13 protein-coding genes and 1 pseudogene are annotated in these 11,524 nt (G+C 57.1%); 8 read left to right on the plus strand and 6 right to left on the minus strand.

The annotated features are described in order from the left end of the window. Window positions 1-139 precede the first annotated feature (139 nt). Window positions 140-262 (plus strand): annotated as a pseudogene (locus IB272_RS35740) (NTP pyrophosphohydrolase); the annotation flags it as partial. Window positions 263-907: 645 nt separating this feature from the next. On the opposite strand, the gene IB272_RS34170 reads toward IB272_RS35740, so the two are convergent. Continuing rightward, window positions 908-1,135 carry a hypothetical protein gene (locus tag IB272_RS34170; RefSeq protein WP_029742849.1) on the minus strand — a complete coding sequence of 76 codons (228 nt, stop codon included), beginning with the start codon at window positions 1,133-1,135 and terminating at the stop codon, window positions 908-910. Window positions 1,136-1,367: 232 nt separating this feature from the next. On the opposite strand from IB272_RS34170, the gene IB272_RS34175 reads away from it, so the two are divergent. The 4 genes from IB272_RS34175 (at window position 1,368) to IB272_RS34190 (ending at window position 5,343) form a co-directional block, all read left to right on the plus strand. Further along, window positions 1,368-2,675 carry a hypothetical protein gene (locus tag IB272_RS34175; protein ID WP_029742848.1) on the plus strand — a complete coding sequence of 436 codons (1,308 nt, stop codon included), beginning with the start codon at window positions 1,368-1,370 and terminating at the stop codon, window positions 2,673-2,675. Continuing rightward, window positions 2,662-3,441: an ATP-dependent Clp protease proteolytic subunit gene (locus IB272_RS34180; protein ID WP_192358664.1), complete on the plus strand. Its 780-nt coding sequence runs from the start codon at window positions 2,662-2,664 to the stop codon at window positions 3,439-3,441. The genes IB272_RS34175 and IB272_RS34180 overlap by 14 nt, the downstream gene beginning before the upstream one ends. 422 nt (window positions 3,442-3,863) lie before the next feature. Beyond that, window positions 3,864-4,100, plus strand: a complete 237-nt coding sequence (locus tag IB272_RS34185; protein WP_060607017.1) for a hypothetical protein — start codon at window positions 3,864-3,866, stop codon at window positions 4,098-4,100. A 148-nt stretch (window positions 4,101-4,248) separates the two neighbouring features. Next, window positions 4,249-5,343 carry a PHB depolymerase family esterase gene (locus tag IB272_RS34190; protein WP_112773196.1) on the plus strand — a complete coding sequence of 365 codons (1,095 nt, stop codon included), beginning with the start codon at window positions 4,249-4,251 and terminating at the stop codon, window positions 5,341-5,343. A 247-nt stretch (window positions 5,344-5,590) separates the two neighbouring features. Here IB272_RS34190 and IB272_RS34195 read toward each other — a convergent pair whose 3' ends face one another. Together IB272_RS34195 and IB272_RS35260 are read right to left on the minus strand one after the other, a co-directional pair. Next, window positions 5,591-6,358 carry a hypothetical protein gene (locus tag IB272_RS34195; protein WP_134888037.1) on the minus strand — a complete coding sequence of 256 codons (768 nt, stop codon included), beginning with the start codon at window positions 6,356-6,358 and terminating at the stop codon, window positions 5,591-5,593. Window positions 6,359-6,900: 542 nt separating this feature from the next. Then, a complete protein-coding gene (locus IB272_RS35260; RefSeq protein ID WP_244547874.1) occupies window positions 6,901-7,275 on the minus strand; it encodes a response regulator in 375 nt (124 codons plus the stop codon). Between the two features lie 434 nt (window positions 7,276-7,709). Between IB272_RS35260 and IB272_RS34205 the strand changes: the two genes are divergently transcribed. Beyond that, on the plus strand, window positions 7,710-7,964 hold the full coding sequence (locus IB272_RS34205; protein WP_192358711.1) for a type II toxin-antitoxin system HicA family toxin: 255 nt from the start codon (window positions 7,710-7,712) through the stop codon (window positions 7,962-7,964). After that, window positions 7,961-8,317 carry a type II toxin-antitoxin system HicB family antitoxin gene (locus tag IB272_RS34210; protein WP_192358658.1) on the plus strand — a complete coding sequence of 119 codons (357 nt, stop codon included), beginning with the start codon at window positions 7,961-7,963 and terminating at the stop codon, window positions 8,315-8,317. The genes IB272_RS34205 and IB272_RS34210 overlap by 4 nt, the downstream gene beginning before the upstream one ends. A gap of 246 nt (window positions 8,318-8,563) precedes the next feature. Here IB272_RS34210 and IB272_RS34215 read toward each other — a convergent pair whose 3' ends face one another. The 3 genes from IB272_RS34215 to IB272_RS34225 form a co-directional block, all read right to left on the minus strand. Next, complete coding sequence (locus tag IB272_RS34215) at window positions 8,564-9,217, minus strand: hypothetical protein (protein ID WP_192358655.1); 654 nt, start codon at window positions 9,215-9,217, stop codon at window positions 8,564-8,566. A 302-nt stretch (window positions 9,218-9,519) separates the two neighbouring features. Next, window positions 9,520-9,780: a hypothetical protein gene (locus tag IB272_RS34220; RefSeq protein WP_192358652.1), complete on the minus strand. Its 261-nt coding sequence runs from the start codon at window positions 9,778-9,780 to the stop codon at window positions 9,520-9,522. A gap of 217 nt (window positions 9,781-9,997) precedes the next feature. Next, window positions 9,998-10,240, minus strand: coding sequence for a hypothetical protein (locus IB272_RS34225; protein WP_034800461.1), 243 nt, complete (start codon window positions 10,238-10,240; stop codon window positions 9,998-10,000). Window positions 10,241-10,678: 438 nt separating this feature from the next. On the opposite strand from IB272_RS34225, the gene IB272_RS34230 reads away from it, so the two are divergent. Then, window positions 10,679-11,215 (plus strand): YidB family protein, encoded by a 537-nt coding sequence (locus IB272_RS34230; RefSeq protein ID WP_051659551.1) that lies wholly within the window; start codon window positions 10,679-10,681, stop codon window positions 11,213-11,215. Window positions 11,216-11,524 lie beyond the last annotated feature (309 nt).

Consider the following 11,524-nt stretch of genomic DNA (forward strand, 5'->3'; position numbering starts at 1 on the left):
TTGAAAGCCGGGCTGTGGTTCCGGCGCGGTCGTCTCGTCATGGTCTCTCCTGTTTCCGGCATCTATGCCAAAGTCAGGCAGAAATTCCACTTATCCCCGCTGTTCAAATTTCCCGAGCCAGCTCTCTGGCCTGCGCGGGAACTTTCCGGAGAAGGGCGAGCGCAAACTTGTCTGGTTCGAATATCGAGAGGCCGCCCGTCGCGTCGCTGAGCGATCCCTACGCGACCAGATTTTACGCTTCGGCAGTGCGACTTTGCCTTGAAGACGCAAACTGCGACGATTCCATTCTCGTACATTTTTGAAGTTTGTATCGTCGTCTGTCGATATCTTGGCGAGCGCTGGCGGACCGACCGTCGCGGGAGGGGTGGGTAGCGAGCTCGACTGCCATTGTGTGGGCCAAAAGGAGAGGGCGGAAAAATCCGGATGTTCTCCATCTCCATAGCGGTCGGCTTGACGCGGCCTGCGACCGCTTATCGGCTCGGACCTCAAGTCGACGCCCGAGGCCGCGCGATGGCGCTCGATCTCCCTCTTCGCCAGACCGCCCGGCTTGTCTTTCCAACACCGTGATCAGCGCTCGTAGCGCGAGTTCGTCCAGCTTCTCGATACCGACATGCTCGTTTACGCCTTGGAGGTCTGAATGCTCATCGAGTTAGGCCTGCATAGCTATGCTGTCGCGATCTTGAGAGTTCTCCAGGACGAACACGAAAAAGTGATGATTGTCGTGCTGTTTATGACGGGCGCCCAAACGTGTCGCTGAAAGCAAAAAGCGCCCGGTAAGCCGAGGCAATGACGAGGACAACAGCGGCGATCACATCGGGTTTACATGAAGGTAAACTGCTGGCCTCATCACTTCTCAGGCAGAACGAACTCGTGAATCCTGTCGATCGCCGAGAACCGACCGTTCCCCTTACCCTTGCGAAGCCAAGCTCGTTCTGATTCCGGCCTCAGTAAACCGCGTCAGCTGCATTTGAGTTGCGTCTTCAGTATAAAGGACATGAACCGCCAAGCCGCTTTCGGTGAGCCTTTGAGCCTCCTCATAGGCCTCTTCGAAGCCAACCGGAACCGCGTCTGTTGGCGCGGAGGGATCGTCCTGGGTCAACACATAGAAAGTGGAGTTTCGAATATCTGGGGTCATCGGCGCTCTCCTTCTCGCACACCACCAACTGCCGGAGGACGCGATAGTTCCTAGGTGATTTACGTGCGTGCGCTTCTGCTTGGTGCCGTTGAACCTTATCCGCGACCGGCGCGCTTTGGTTCGTCCCAATCAATTAGAACGGATGTCCGGGACGCGGTGTTAAACCGGCCTTTATTCCGCCCGCTTCTTGATCCTCTTTTAAGGAATACTTTCCTTCTACGGAGACTGGCCCATGGCGACCGGCGCATCCCAGCGATTGCACGACGGGGTCGCTGCCGTCGAAACGATGACGCGGTTTGCCATTGCCGTCCTAGCCCTTGCCTCCGGCGTGTACACTTATCTCGGCGTGCGCAGCATCCTGGACGGTTCGCCAACGGCGATCTTCTTCGCAGCGATTATCTACTCGGCCTCCGTCTCGGTCGGCATCTACGCTTTCTGGTCCTATATGGCGCGCTTCTTTCCGCATATCACGACCCATACGGGTCGCGCCGCCATGCTCGGTGTGATGGCCATCGGCGCGGTCATGATCATGGCCATGTCAAGCTGGCTAAATGCTGCTGCACTAGCAGGTTCTGCGGCACTTGAGCAGCACCTGGCCGAGACGGTGGAAGACTATACCGCCGACCTCGACCAGGCGCACCAGAACGCACTTGCTGCCCAGAGTCTTCTGCCCGATATCCAGCGCGCCTCCGAGCGCTTTGCTCAGCTGGCGCTTTCGGAACGGCAATCGGGCGCTCTGACCGGTACGACCGGTTCAGGAAGCGTCGTTCAGTTGCTGTCGCAGATGTCAGCGCAGATGAAAGATCTAGAGAACGGCATCAACGCCTCGCGCGAACAGGTAACGACGTTGTTCGAACAAGGACAAAAGCGGCTTGAGACCATGCGTACGCTGGTATCGGCGCCCGGCGCCATTGAACCGCGTGCCGACCAGTTCTCCTCGGAAGTCGTGGCGCTCACCGGGGTCATAGCCTCGCTCGGACAGACTTCAATTGCCCCTTCGATCCGTCGCGCGGCCGATGATCTTTCGCTCGGCTTTATTGCACCTGTCGCCGACGGTGGCGATGCCGACCTAGTTGACCGCCAGGACAGGGTAATGGCGACAGTGCGCGCTTCAGTAGCGGCCCAGTCGAAGGTTCTGTCCGACGCCGCTGACGAGATCCTTGCGCGCGCACCGGTAAAGGAGCGAAGGTTCGTTCCACTATCGTCCGCCGAAGCAGTTTTGCGCTACGCTTCGGACTTTATTCCAGCATGGGCTGGCGCCATCTCCATCGATCTCCTGCCCGGTGTACTCGTGTTCATTCTTGCAGTCGTGCACGGCGCGATCCGAAAACAGGAAGAGAGGATGCCATTTGCCGAACGCATCACGGCAGCCGAACTCGTGCAGGCAATAGAATTGAAGCGTGCGCTGGCGGAAAGCGGCTCGGATCTGATGGAGGTTGCCGCCGAGCTTGAAGCGCAGAAAACTACGGAAGAGGCAAACAACATCACAAACCTCGACCCGAGAATACGTCCCAAGGATCGCCCACATGAGGATCGATGAACCGATCAAGGCCTTGAAGCGCCTCGACGATGGCACCGCGATGCGAGGCGTGTTCTATCTATTGCTGTCGTTGACAGCGATTTTTCTGATTATCGACGTTCGCAACATGGAAACCAGCCCCAAGCTGTCAACCGCCGACCCAGCCTACCAGGTCCCGTTCATGCCGCCTGCAGGAACCAAGGGGGATCCGAGCGATGCTGCGCAAAGCCCATCGAGCCCGACCGAAGTGCTGAACAAGCCGATGACATTGGAACTTGGCCCCGGCGGCGTCCTGCTTGTCGAAGGCACCTTCGATCCAGGCGCGTCTTCGCGCTTTGCCAGAGAGATCGAAGTTCGCGGCGAGTATGTAAGAACCGTCGCGCTCAACTCCCCAGGCGGCTCAGTGGACGACGCGCTGGCAATTTCCAAGCTGATACGCGAAAAATCGCTGACGACGAAAGTGGTGTCGAGAGCACTTTGCGCATCCTCATGTCCAATCGTGCTTGCAGGCGGCGTTGAACGCCTCGCGGAAAAAGATGCGGTGGTTGGAGTGCACCAGCTATTTACCGTCAGAAACGTCATACCCACCGCAGACGAGCTCATGTCGACCACACAGTCCGCCACCGCACGTGTCGCCCGCCATCTCGAGGCTATGGGCATTGCTGCCGAACTCTGGTTCAACGCTTTGGAAACGCCTGCGGACCGCCTTTATTATTTGACGGCGAAGGAAATGGCTGATTTTCGACTGACGACTACGCCAGCTGCGAGTTCCAAGAAGAGAAGTTAGGTCTCTACCGAGCGGATCAGCTCTACGCTAGGGCATGGACAATGGCGGGCCTCTTTGGTTGGATTAAACACAATCGGACACAGGAGGACTTAACACCGATCTTGAAGGCGGGCGTAGAAATCAGCGCGGGGCCGTGCCTCTTGACGCCTATTTCCTGGAAGCCCCGTCATAACGTTTCTGGGATCGTGACCCCAGACTGTGTGTGCTTTGCATAAATGCAATTGGCGCGATCTGCAGCGTCCGCGGTAGATGAGAGGTTAGGCATGGCTCGCAACTCAACCGGTGAGAGAACTGTCGGGTTCGAGCGCACAAAGGCTGTGCACTGGAGCTTTGGCTGTCGAAGAAATACCCAGCGCTGATTTACTTCTGGGAACAATGGCTTCCTTCCGGGCTTTTCTATGGAAGTGGAGGCCGGAGTGGTGATGACGCGCTATTTCTTCGATCTTATGAATGGTGACGGACAGACGCGGGATGATCTGGGGCTTGAGCTACATTCCCGCGAGGCCGTCATGCAGGAAATCACGCGCATCCTCGTTGATGTCGCACGCGACGAATTGCCCGAGGGCTATGGCACTGAAATTTCAGTTTCTGTGCGCAGCGAAGAGGGCAAACCTATCTCCGTTGCCAGCCTCACGTTTCGCAACCGCTGGCTCGATTGATGGATTTGCGTTCGTCTGGCGAAATCTCGCGCCTTCCATTGAAACGCTGCGTCGCAGCATTATATTGTGCACTGCAGCAATGATTACCGAGTGCTGTATGAGGCCGCTATGATAGCCATCCTGGCCGTTACGGCCTGGAGGTTTCGTTATGCGCTCCTTGTCTAACACCCTCGCTTTGCTCAAGCAGTTCCGCACACATCCGGTCGACCCTTCTCGAGAGAGCCACTTGTCGGAATTCGAGGCCTTTGGACCGAACCCTGGCCAGCTTGAGGCAAAAGTTCATGTCCCATCGACAGTTATTCCACGACCGGCGCTCGTCGTCGTCTTGCACGGCTGCACCCAGACGGCGTCGTCATACGACACAGGCTCGGGATGGAGCAGATTGGCCGACGACTATGGCTTTGTCGTCCTCTTCCCGCAGCAGACCCGCAGCAATAACGCCAATCTTTGCTTCAACTGGTTCCAGCCGAACGATATGGCGCGCGGCGATGGTGAAGCGCTTTCAATCCGCCAGATGGTCGAGACCGCCGAAGCACGTTATGACATCGATACCTCGCGAGTTTACATAACCGGGCTTTCGGCAGGTGGAGCGATGGCCAATGTGATGCTGGCGACCTATCCCGAAGTCTTTGCCGGCGGCGCAATCATAGCCGGCCTCCCCTATGGCACGGCACACACGATACCCCAAGCGTTCGACCGCATGCGCGCGCAAGGCATTCCCGACACTAACACGCTTCAAAAGCTGCTTCGGTCCGCATCCAAAACAACGGGCCCATGGCCGGCGATATCGGTCTGGCAGGGAACGCAGGACATGACCGTCAACTCGGCCAACGCAGATGCGATTGTCGACCAGTGGCTGGGCGTTGTTGAAACCCGAGGATCGCCCCGGGTAGACCAACCGACGTCGCGGCTTGAACGCCGGGTCTGGGTCAATGCCCACGGGGAGGAACGCCTTCAGCTTTACCGCGTCAAGGGTATGGGCCACGGCACACCGATCGATGCGAAAAGTGGGTACGGTCGGGCAGGGCCCTACATGCTTGACGTCGGCATTTCGTCGACCGAGGAAATTGCCAAATCGTTCGGGGTTGCGGCGCCATCCTTGAGACAGGTGAACCCGGGCGTCGCCACTGACGTCGCTATCCCCAAGGCTCGGAGCAACGATAATCCGAGTCCCAAGGGACCGGCGGACGGCATTCGGCGGACGATCGAAGACGCGCTACGTGCAGCGGGTCTGATGAGATAACACCGCGCACACTTCCTTCGTGGCCACCCGCCCTTTTGATCTGACGACTCGCCGCGTGGAGATGCCTCAAACGGCGAGTGACGCCGGCGCAGCGAACATCCAATTTACAAGGTCGCCCACCCTGATGGGCCGTACTCTCAGCCCTCACGCTATGCGGTGGGTCCAGACGATTTCTTGAAAAGCGGCCACATCGAGCGGCGACGGCGCGCACATCTAGACGCGCACATCTAGATATGTCGCGCTGCCGTCACTCCATACCGCATACCCCGCGACTGAGCCGATACGGACGGTTGCACTCCCAGCCGTTTCCGGAACGATCCAGATGTGCGTTTTCAGGAAGATTGATCTGTGAACATACCGATCCCTTTGCTTCAAATCCCCGGTCACATTTCCATTTCTGGCCATAGGAGTTGTCCGCAAAGGTTGCATTTTCGGGAACCTTTACAGCAACACAGGCCTGATCTTTCATTTCAAATCCACGGTCGCACAACCATTCATTGCCGCTGGTGGTCAGGTAGGCATGGTCAGGAACGATCAGTGCGACGCATTTGCTAGCGATGACCTGATACCCCCGTTCACAGATCCAGCCCTCGCCATAGCTCGAATCCGTCAGATACGCCTTGTCCGGCACCTCGATGAGGTCGCATTCAGTATCGCGCTGACGATATCCGTGCATGCACTTCCAGCGGTCACCAGAATAAGAGTCGAGAAAAGCATTGGCGGGCAGCCGAACCGCAAGGCACTGGCCGTCCTTTTCGGCAAACCCGTAATCGCATTCCCAGCCGTTGCCATAGGAAGCGTATGTCAGGAAAGCATTGTCGGGAGCCGTCACAGCAACGCAGGAATCGGCCTCTTGTCGGAATCCACGATTACACTCCCATCCCGATCCGTAGCGTTTTGCTTCGGAATTTGCTGGCACCGACCCTTGACCATATGCCCCAGGGATCAAGAGCAGAGTTGCGGATAGAAGAACGCTCGCCTGTATAGCCAACGCTAGGAAGAACGGTTGAAGCATGTCCTTATGTCTCCAAATGGGCGGTTGAGTGGTCACAGAAGTGTGAAGCCATTGCGGCCGGCGCTTACCTGCGCCCATCGGTTCGTCCCAACCAATGCCAGATTGTCGTGGCAGGGAACATACTGCGCATAGCGCTGTGCAGTTCGCAGCCTCAAGTGTCTAGGACCGACCGGAATTTGCTGGATCGCAAGGCGAAAATGTCTGTTCGGTGTAGGACATGGCGCCCCCTTGATTGGGGCCAGGGTATCGAACCCTCATACAGCAGCGCCCGTGACATCTGCTACTGGAGACTGGACACTGCGCCTTTGTCATTCGAATAGCAACCGCTCTTTACCCTTATTTGGTTTGCCTGCCGAACGCCCCTAGCAATCATGATCTCCCATGTTTCCATGCTTTGATCGCGCACGAACCGGGTCGTCCCAAGGCGGTCGGTGGTCTTCCGTCGCGAGAAGGGTTGTTACGTCGCGACGGCGGCACTGTCAGAGGCCGCACACCTTGCCGGCTAGTCGGCGCTGACTGTCGGCATGAGTTGCGCCGGCGTCTCAATCTTTTGCAAGCATTTCTCGAACTATTCGCGCCAGATCGTCCATGGAAAACGGCTTGGTCATCATGTCCATGCCCGGTCCGAGAAAGTCCGCGCGTGAGGATGCTGTTGCTGCATAGCCCGTTAAGAACAGAACACGGAGGCCCGGCCTCCTTGCCAGAGCCACTTCGGCCAACTGCCGCCCGTTGATCCCTGGTAAGCCGACATCGGAAACCACGGCATCGATGCGCTGCGCGCTTTCGATTATCGGCAGCGCATGTTCTCCGTCTTCGGCTTCGAGCGTCCTGTATCTAAGTTCCTTCAGAACGTCGACGATCAGCAGCCTCACGGCGCTGTCGTCTTCCACAACGAGCACGACCTCACCTTCACCCATCAGACTCCCGTGTTGGGACGGAGCCGAGCCGATGCTTGCTTTGTCGGCGCCGGACCCATCCGGGAGAAAGAGCGTGACTGTCGTACCCGTTCCCAGCTGGCTCGTTATTCGTGCGTGGCCGCCCGTCGACCAGTGCGACTTAAGTGCCATTCGGAATTGGCCGGCCCGCTCAAAGCTATTGTCGGCGTTGGGCCGAAAGTTAACCAACGAACCTCTGTCCTTGAAGAGAATCGAACCCGCAGCTGGATCTTTCCGGGCGTGCGACTTGCAAATGACTATGCCAAAAGTCGCGAGCGCACGGATTTTCGCAGCATCACGGGTGCACTGAAATCGGACCCATCGAGCGATTCGCACCCAGGGCTCTAAACACACGGATCGTATTTGCATGAGAAATAATGCTTGCAGAATTAGCAAGCATCACTATGTTTGCTAGCATGAACGGCAAGCAGAAAAAGACTCTCGTGGCGGTTTTCAAAGATCCGGTCTCGGGAACCATAGAGTGGGCCGGTATAGAAAACCTGCTTGTCGCTGCCGGCGCGAACGTCATCGAAAGAAACGGCTCGCGCGTTAAGTTCGAAAAGGACGGCATAATCGCGAGCTTCCATCGTCCTCATCCCGACAAGGAGGCAAAACGTTATCAAGTTTGCGATGCTCGCGAATTCCTGACGCAAATTGGAGTAGAACCATGAACACCATGACTTACAACGGTTATCACGCTCGCATAGAATTCGACGCGGAGGACGAGCTGTTCGTCGGTAAGATTGCTGGCATTTCGGACGTAGTCGGGTTTCACGGGGATAGCGTTTCTGAACTGAAGAAGGCGTTCCATGAGGCTGTCGATGATTACCTTGAGACCTGCAAGAGCATCGGCAAAGAGCCTCAAAGACCCTATTCCGGCAAGATGATGTTTCGAGTTGCTCCCGAAGTGCATCGCCGAGCTTCTCTGGCTGCCGAACTGTCGGGGAAGAGCCTCAATCAGTGGGCCGAGGAGGCATTAGACGAAGCCGCGGCGCACGTCGCAGAGGCCCGCCTTTCGGCATAGGCCATTCGCTTCCCCGCAAGGTCGGCCGGCAGGGCTCTCGTCCGGGTCGAGGTCAACGGTCGTCACCAACACTAGAATGAACTTGGGCGTAAGGAACCCTCAATTCATCCGAGGTCGGACGAAACTCGCGACGGGGCGACGATCCGAAGGTGCAGTTCAGTCGTTAGACAACTTTAGGCGGCCCAGAGCCTTTGCAAAGATTGCTTGCGGAGAAAGCCTGTCCAAGCAGGCCCATAGCAGTTGTTGCTACCTCGGTAGAAAATCCATGTTCGCAACGGGCCGACTCTGTCGGCGCAAGCCGGCTGCCGGGCTGCGGCGATTGTCGCCAGCTAAAACCTGAACCGCCTGCGTCGGGGTCATGATTACGGCGTTGGCAAATTCAAGTTTCTTCGGAAGGCGCGCAAAGCCTTCGTTGGTGGTCACGAACACATGGCGCCTGCCATTTTCATGTGCCCAGAACGCCTGAGCAGCGCCAAGGCAATTGCGCCAATGCCAAGCAGCGGCGCTGGACAGATCCTTTTTGTCCAAGCCGTAGCTCACCGCGTAGTCCGACCATCGTGCTGGCGTCGTCGGAAAAAGGGTTCTGAAGATAAGTCGCTCGCGCTCAATCGCCGCTTCATCACTCATAATAGAGAAACCATGGAATGAAAAACCGTGTCGCCCGATCGGCCGCAAGAGGCTGATGTGACCAAGTCCGAGCGCGCTCATTCGGCTTTCAAAGTCTGCAAATCGTTTTAGATGTGCGCCACCGGGCTGACGTTCATATGCGCTCGAAGCCAAAATGGCGATATCCGCCTCTCCACGCCTTGCGGCCTCAATCAACGTGCGAATGTCGCCGTGGGCCGATCTCTTCTCATCGATGTTGATGAGACAGTTGTTTTCGAGCGTAAAACTCCGCATCACTTCACCATGTTGCTCTAGTCATTCAATGCTCGCCATTTGCGAACCAATCCCACAATTATAAGTCTGGTTCTTAAAGCGATGCGCGCTTCGTGGACATTCGGCTTGGCAGTAAAGAACAAACGAACAAGCGATCGCTCAAAGGTAACAAGGACACAAATCGCCATGGCGGTCAGTTCCCAACGGAACATTAGGCGACGACAAACGCAAAAATCATGAACTCTCTCCGCTCAGCGGGGAGCTGCTTGTTCTTGTCCGCACGGGTCGGCTCGATCGGCGACAATCGCCTGAGAGGTTGGATCTTACCAAGCCTCGAAGGCTGCCTTAAACCACATCGTGCGCACCGCTTCAGGCGAGATGAGCCGCACGCGCGCCAAAGCGGCGGTCAGCCGCGTCATCGATCGGCTGTCGAAGAACTCGAATTCCATGCCAAAACGGTCCGCAATCGGCTTAAACTCATCCTTCAGCATTTCTAGCGCCCGCCCCCCTTCGGAGCGGAAACTGACACGCATGAAGTGACCGGTATCAGCGTCATCGAACTGTGCGCTGTCGGATGTTTGCATTCATCTTCCGCCAGGAAGGAGGAGATAGCGGCGACGATGCTGCGGGTGGATGCGCAGCGCACGCGCATGGCAAACTCGACATTGGTGTTCCTCTTTGTGGATCAGGATGCGGCTGGTGCCAAGCTGCGCCTGAACGATGCCGGGACAAATCTTGAGACCGACACCGCACACCGGCTTCGCTGCTCCAAGCCCATTTTTGATCACACAGGCAACCCGGCTAATCGGTTGGATAAATCGTCCGCGATAAGTCACCCTCTGCGGGTGGGGAAATTGCTTCGTCCTCATCCAGAAGGCTCAGCCTGGCGATCGCGGTGTCCGATATGCTCGTCAGAAATTCAGCCTGGGTCCAACCCAAAAGGCAAGCTTCCTCGACAAGGACCTGGATTGCATAGTGCACCGTCTGCTCGAGTTCGACCTTGCGCTCAAGCGTCCCAGGGGGCTGATTTGGACGTTCAATCATGGCTTTTCTCTCGTTTGGAGATTAAGGTATTGGCGCGGCAGCAGATCCGGCCCGGCGGGTAAGATCAAAACACCGTGCTCTGACTATCGTTCCCCTCTTTCGACTGAAGACTGGCGTTAACATCATGAGCCTCGATTTTGAGGCCGTCCCCAGTCCACTTTCGCTCGTCAGTAAAGTTGATACGCTGTGCCATCGGGGCATGGAACATCAGCTGAACGGAACAAGAGATGCCGGGTGGAGTTTAAGCGTCTACCGATGCTCCTTCTAACCCAAAGGAAAAGCCATGACCAACCCAGCCTCGGTCCGCGCCATTGGCGATCCATCCGCCACAAATTCGACGATGAGCAGGCCACCGACCTCGCGTTAACAGCGATCGCGACCTCCGTCGTTAATCAGTAGATGCCTGAAAGGGCATGTATGACAGAAGAGGAGAAGCACATGGTAAGCACTGCACTTAAAGCCCTGCTAAGTGTCCTTGCGGTGGCAGGATACCAGAACAGGGAGAAGATCGGGGAGCTTCTGAAAGGTCTGACCCAGAACCGACAAGACCAAGGGCCAACCGGTCAGCAGGAGGCCGGAGGAGGTTTGGGTGACCTGCTTGGCGGTCTGACTGGAGGCTCTGGTGGCCTCGGAGGCTTGCTCGGCGGTTCATCGACCGGCGGCGTGTTGAGGGGTGGTCTCGACGATCTCCTCAAACAGTTCGAGCACAACGGACACGGGGAGACCGCAAAATCCTGGGTGCAGACCGGTCCAAACAGCGAGATTGATGATAGGCAGTTATCGGAAGCGCTCGGGCCGGAAGTCCTGGAGGATCTTTCCGCGCGGACGGGTCTTTCTCCTGAGGAGATTTTGAGCCGCCTCAGCCGAGATCTGCCAAAGGCGGTTGACGATCTGACCCCCAACGGCGTCCTGCCTCAAGAGGACGACCCTTTCGAAGGGCAGATCACTCCTCCACCCAAGACCCAAATCATATAGTAGAGAGGCCGCCGCAAGGCGGCCGCTTCACCGCGCCGGATTTGGAAGGCAAGCCTTTAGCGTTTCTCAGGCGGCCGGACGCTGTCGGCGCTCTCATCTGCTTTTCAAGCCATTTGGTCGTGACGAGGATCGTTGCGTGTTTTATTTGGCGTGAATGTCTGCCAACAAGATCTTGGCGAGTTCTGAATTAGCCCCCGAAAGGCCCGGACATGCTCCCCCACTTAGTTAAGTGTGTAGGAGTAATGTCGGCATTATGACTAGCAGCAATTTTAAGATGGAAGTTCTCTCTGGGCCGGAACGTCGGCGGCG

The organism is Ensifer sp. ENS08 (assembly GCF_014852195.1).
In the GTDB taxonomy this organism is placed as follows: domain Bacteria; phylum Pseudomonadota; class Alphaproteobacteria; order Rhizobiales; family Rhizobiaceae; genus Ensifer; species Ensifer adhaerens.

What these genes read in the sequence shown, in the direction of transcription:
- IB272_RS34195 (WP_134888037.1), bottom strand. Translation starts at nt 6,358, where the DNA reads ATGCTTCAACCGTTCTTCCTAGCGTTGGCTATACAGGCGAGCGTTCTT.
- IB272_RS34215 (WP_192358655.1), bottom strand. Translation starts at nt 9,217, where the DNA reads ATGCGGAGTTTTACGCTCGAAAACAACTGTCTCATCAACATCGATGAG.
- IB272_RS34210 (WP_192358658.1), top strand. Translation starts at nt 7,961, where the DNA reads ATGAACACCATGACTTACAACGGTTATCACGCTCGCATAGAATTCGAC.
- IB272_RS35260 (WP_244547874.1), bottom strand. Translation starts at nt 7,275, where the DNA reads ATGGGTGAAGGTGAGGTCGTGCTCGTTGTGGAAGACGACAGCGCCGTG.
- IB272_RS34190 (WP_112773196.1), top strand. Translation starts at nt 4,249, where the DNA reads ATGCGCTCCTTGTCTAACACCCTCGCTTTGCTCAAGCAGTTCCGCACA.
- IB272_RS34175 (WP_029742848.1), top strand. Translation starts at nt 1,368, where the DNA reads ATGGCGACCGGCGCATCCCAGCGATTGCACGACGGGGTCGCTGCCGTC.
- IB272_RS34205 (WP_192358711.1), top strand. Translation starts at nt 7,710, where the DNA reads ATGAACGGCAAGCAGAAAAAGACTCTCGTGGCGGTTTTCAAAGATCCG.
- IB272_RS34185 (WP_060607017.1), top strand. Translation starts at nt 3,864, where the DNA reads ATGACGCGCTATTTCTTCGATCTTATGAATGGTGACGGACAGACGCGG.
- IB272_RS34225 (WP_034800461.1), bottom strand. Translation starts at nt 10,240, where the DNA reads ATGATTGAACGTCCAAATCAGCCCCCTGGGACGCTTGAGCGCAAGGTC.
- IB272_RS34220 (WP_192358652.1), bottom strand. Translation starts at nt 9,780, where the DNA reads ATGCAAACATCCGACAGCGCACAGTTCGATGACGCTGATACCGGTCAC.
- IB272_RS34170 (WP_029742849.1), bottom strand. Translation starts at nt 1,135, where the DNA reads ATGACCCCAGATATTCGAAACTCCACTTTCTATGTGTTGACCCAGGAC.
- IB272_RS34180 (WP_192358664.1), top strand. Translation starts at nt 2,662, where the DNA reads ATGAGGATCGATGAACCGATCAAGGCCTTGAAGCGCCTCGACGATGGC.
- IB272_RS34230 (WP_051659551.1), top strand. Translation starts at nt 10,679, where the DNA reads ATGGTAAGCACTGCACTTAAAGCCCTGCTAAGTGTCCTTGCGGTGGCA.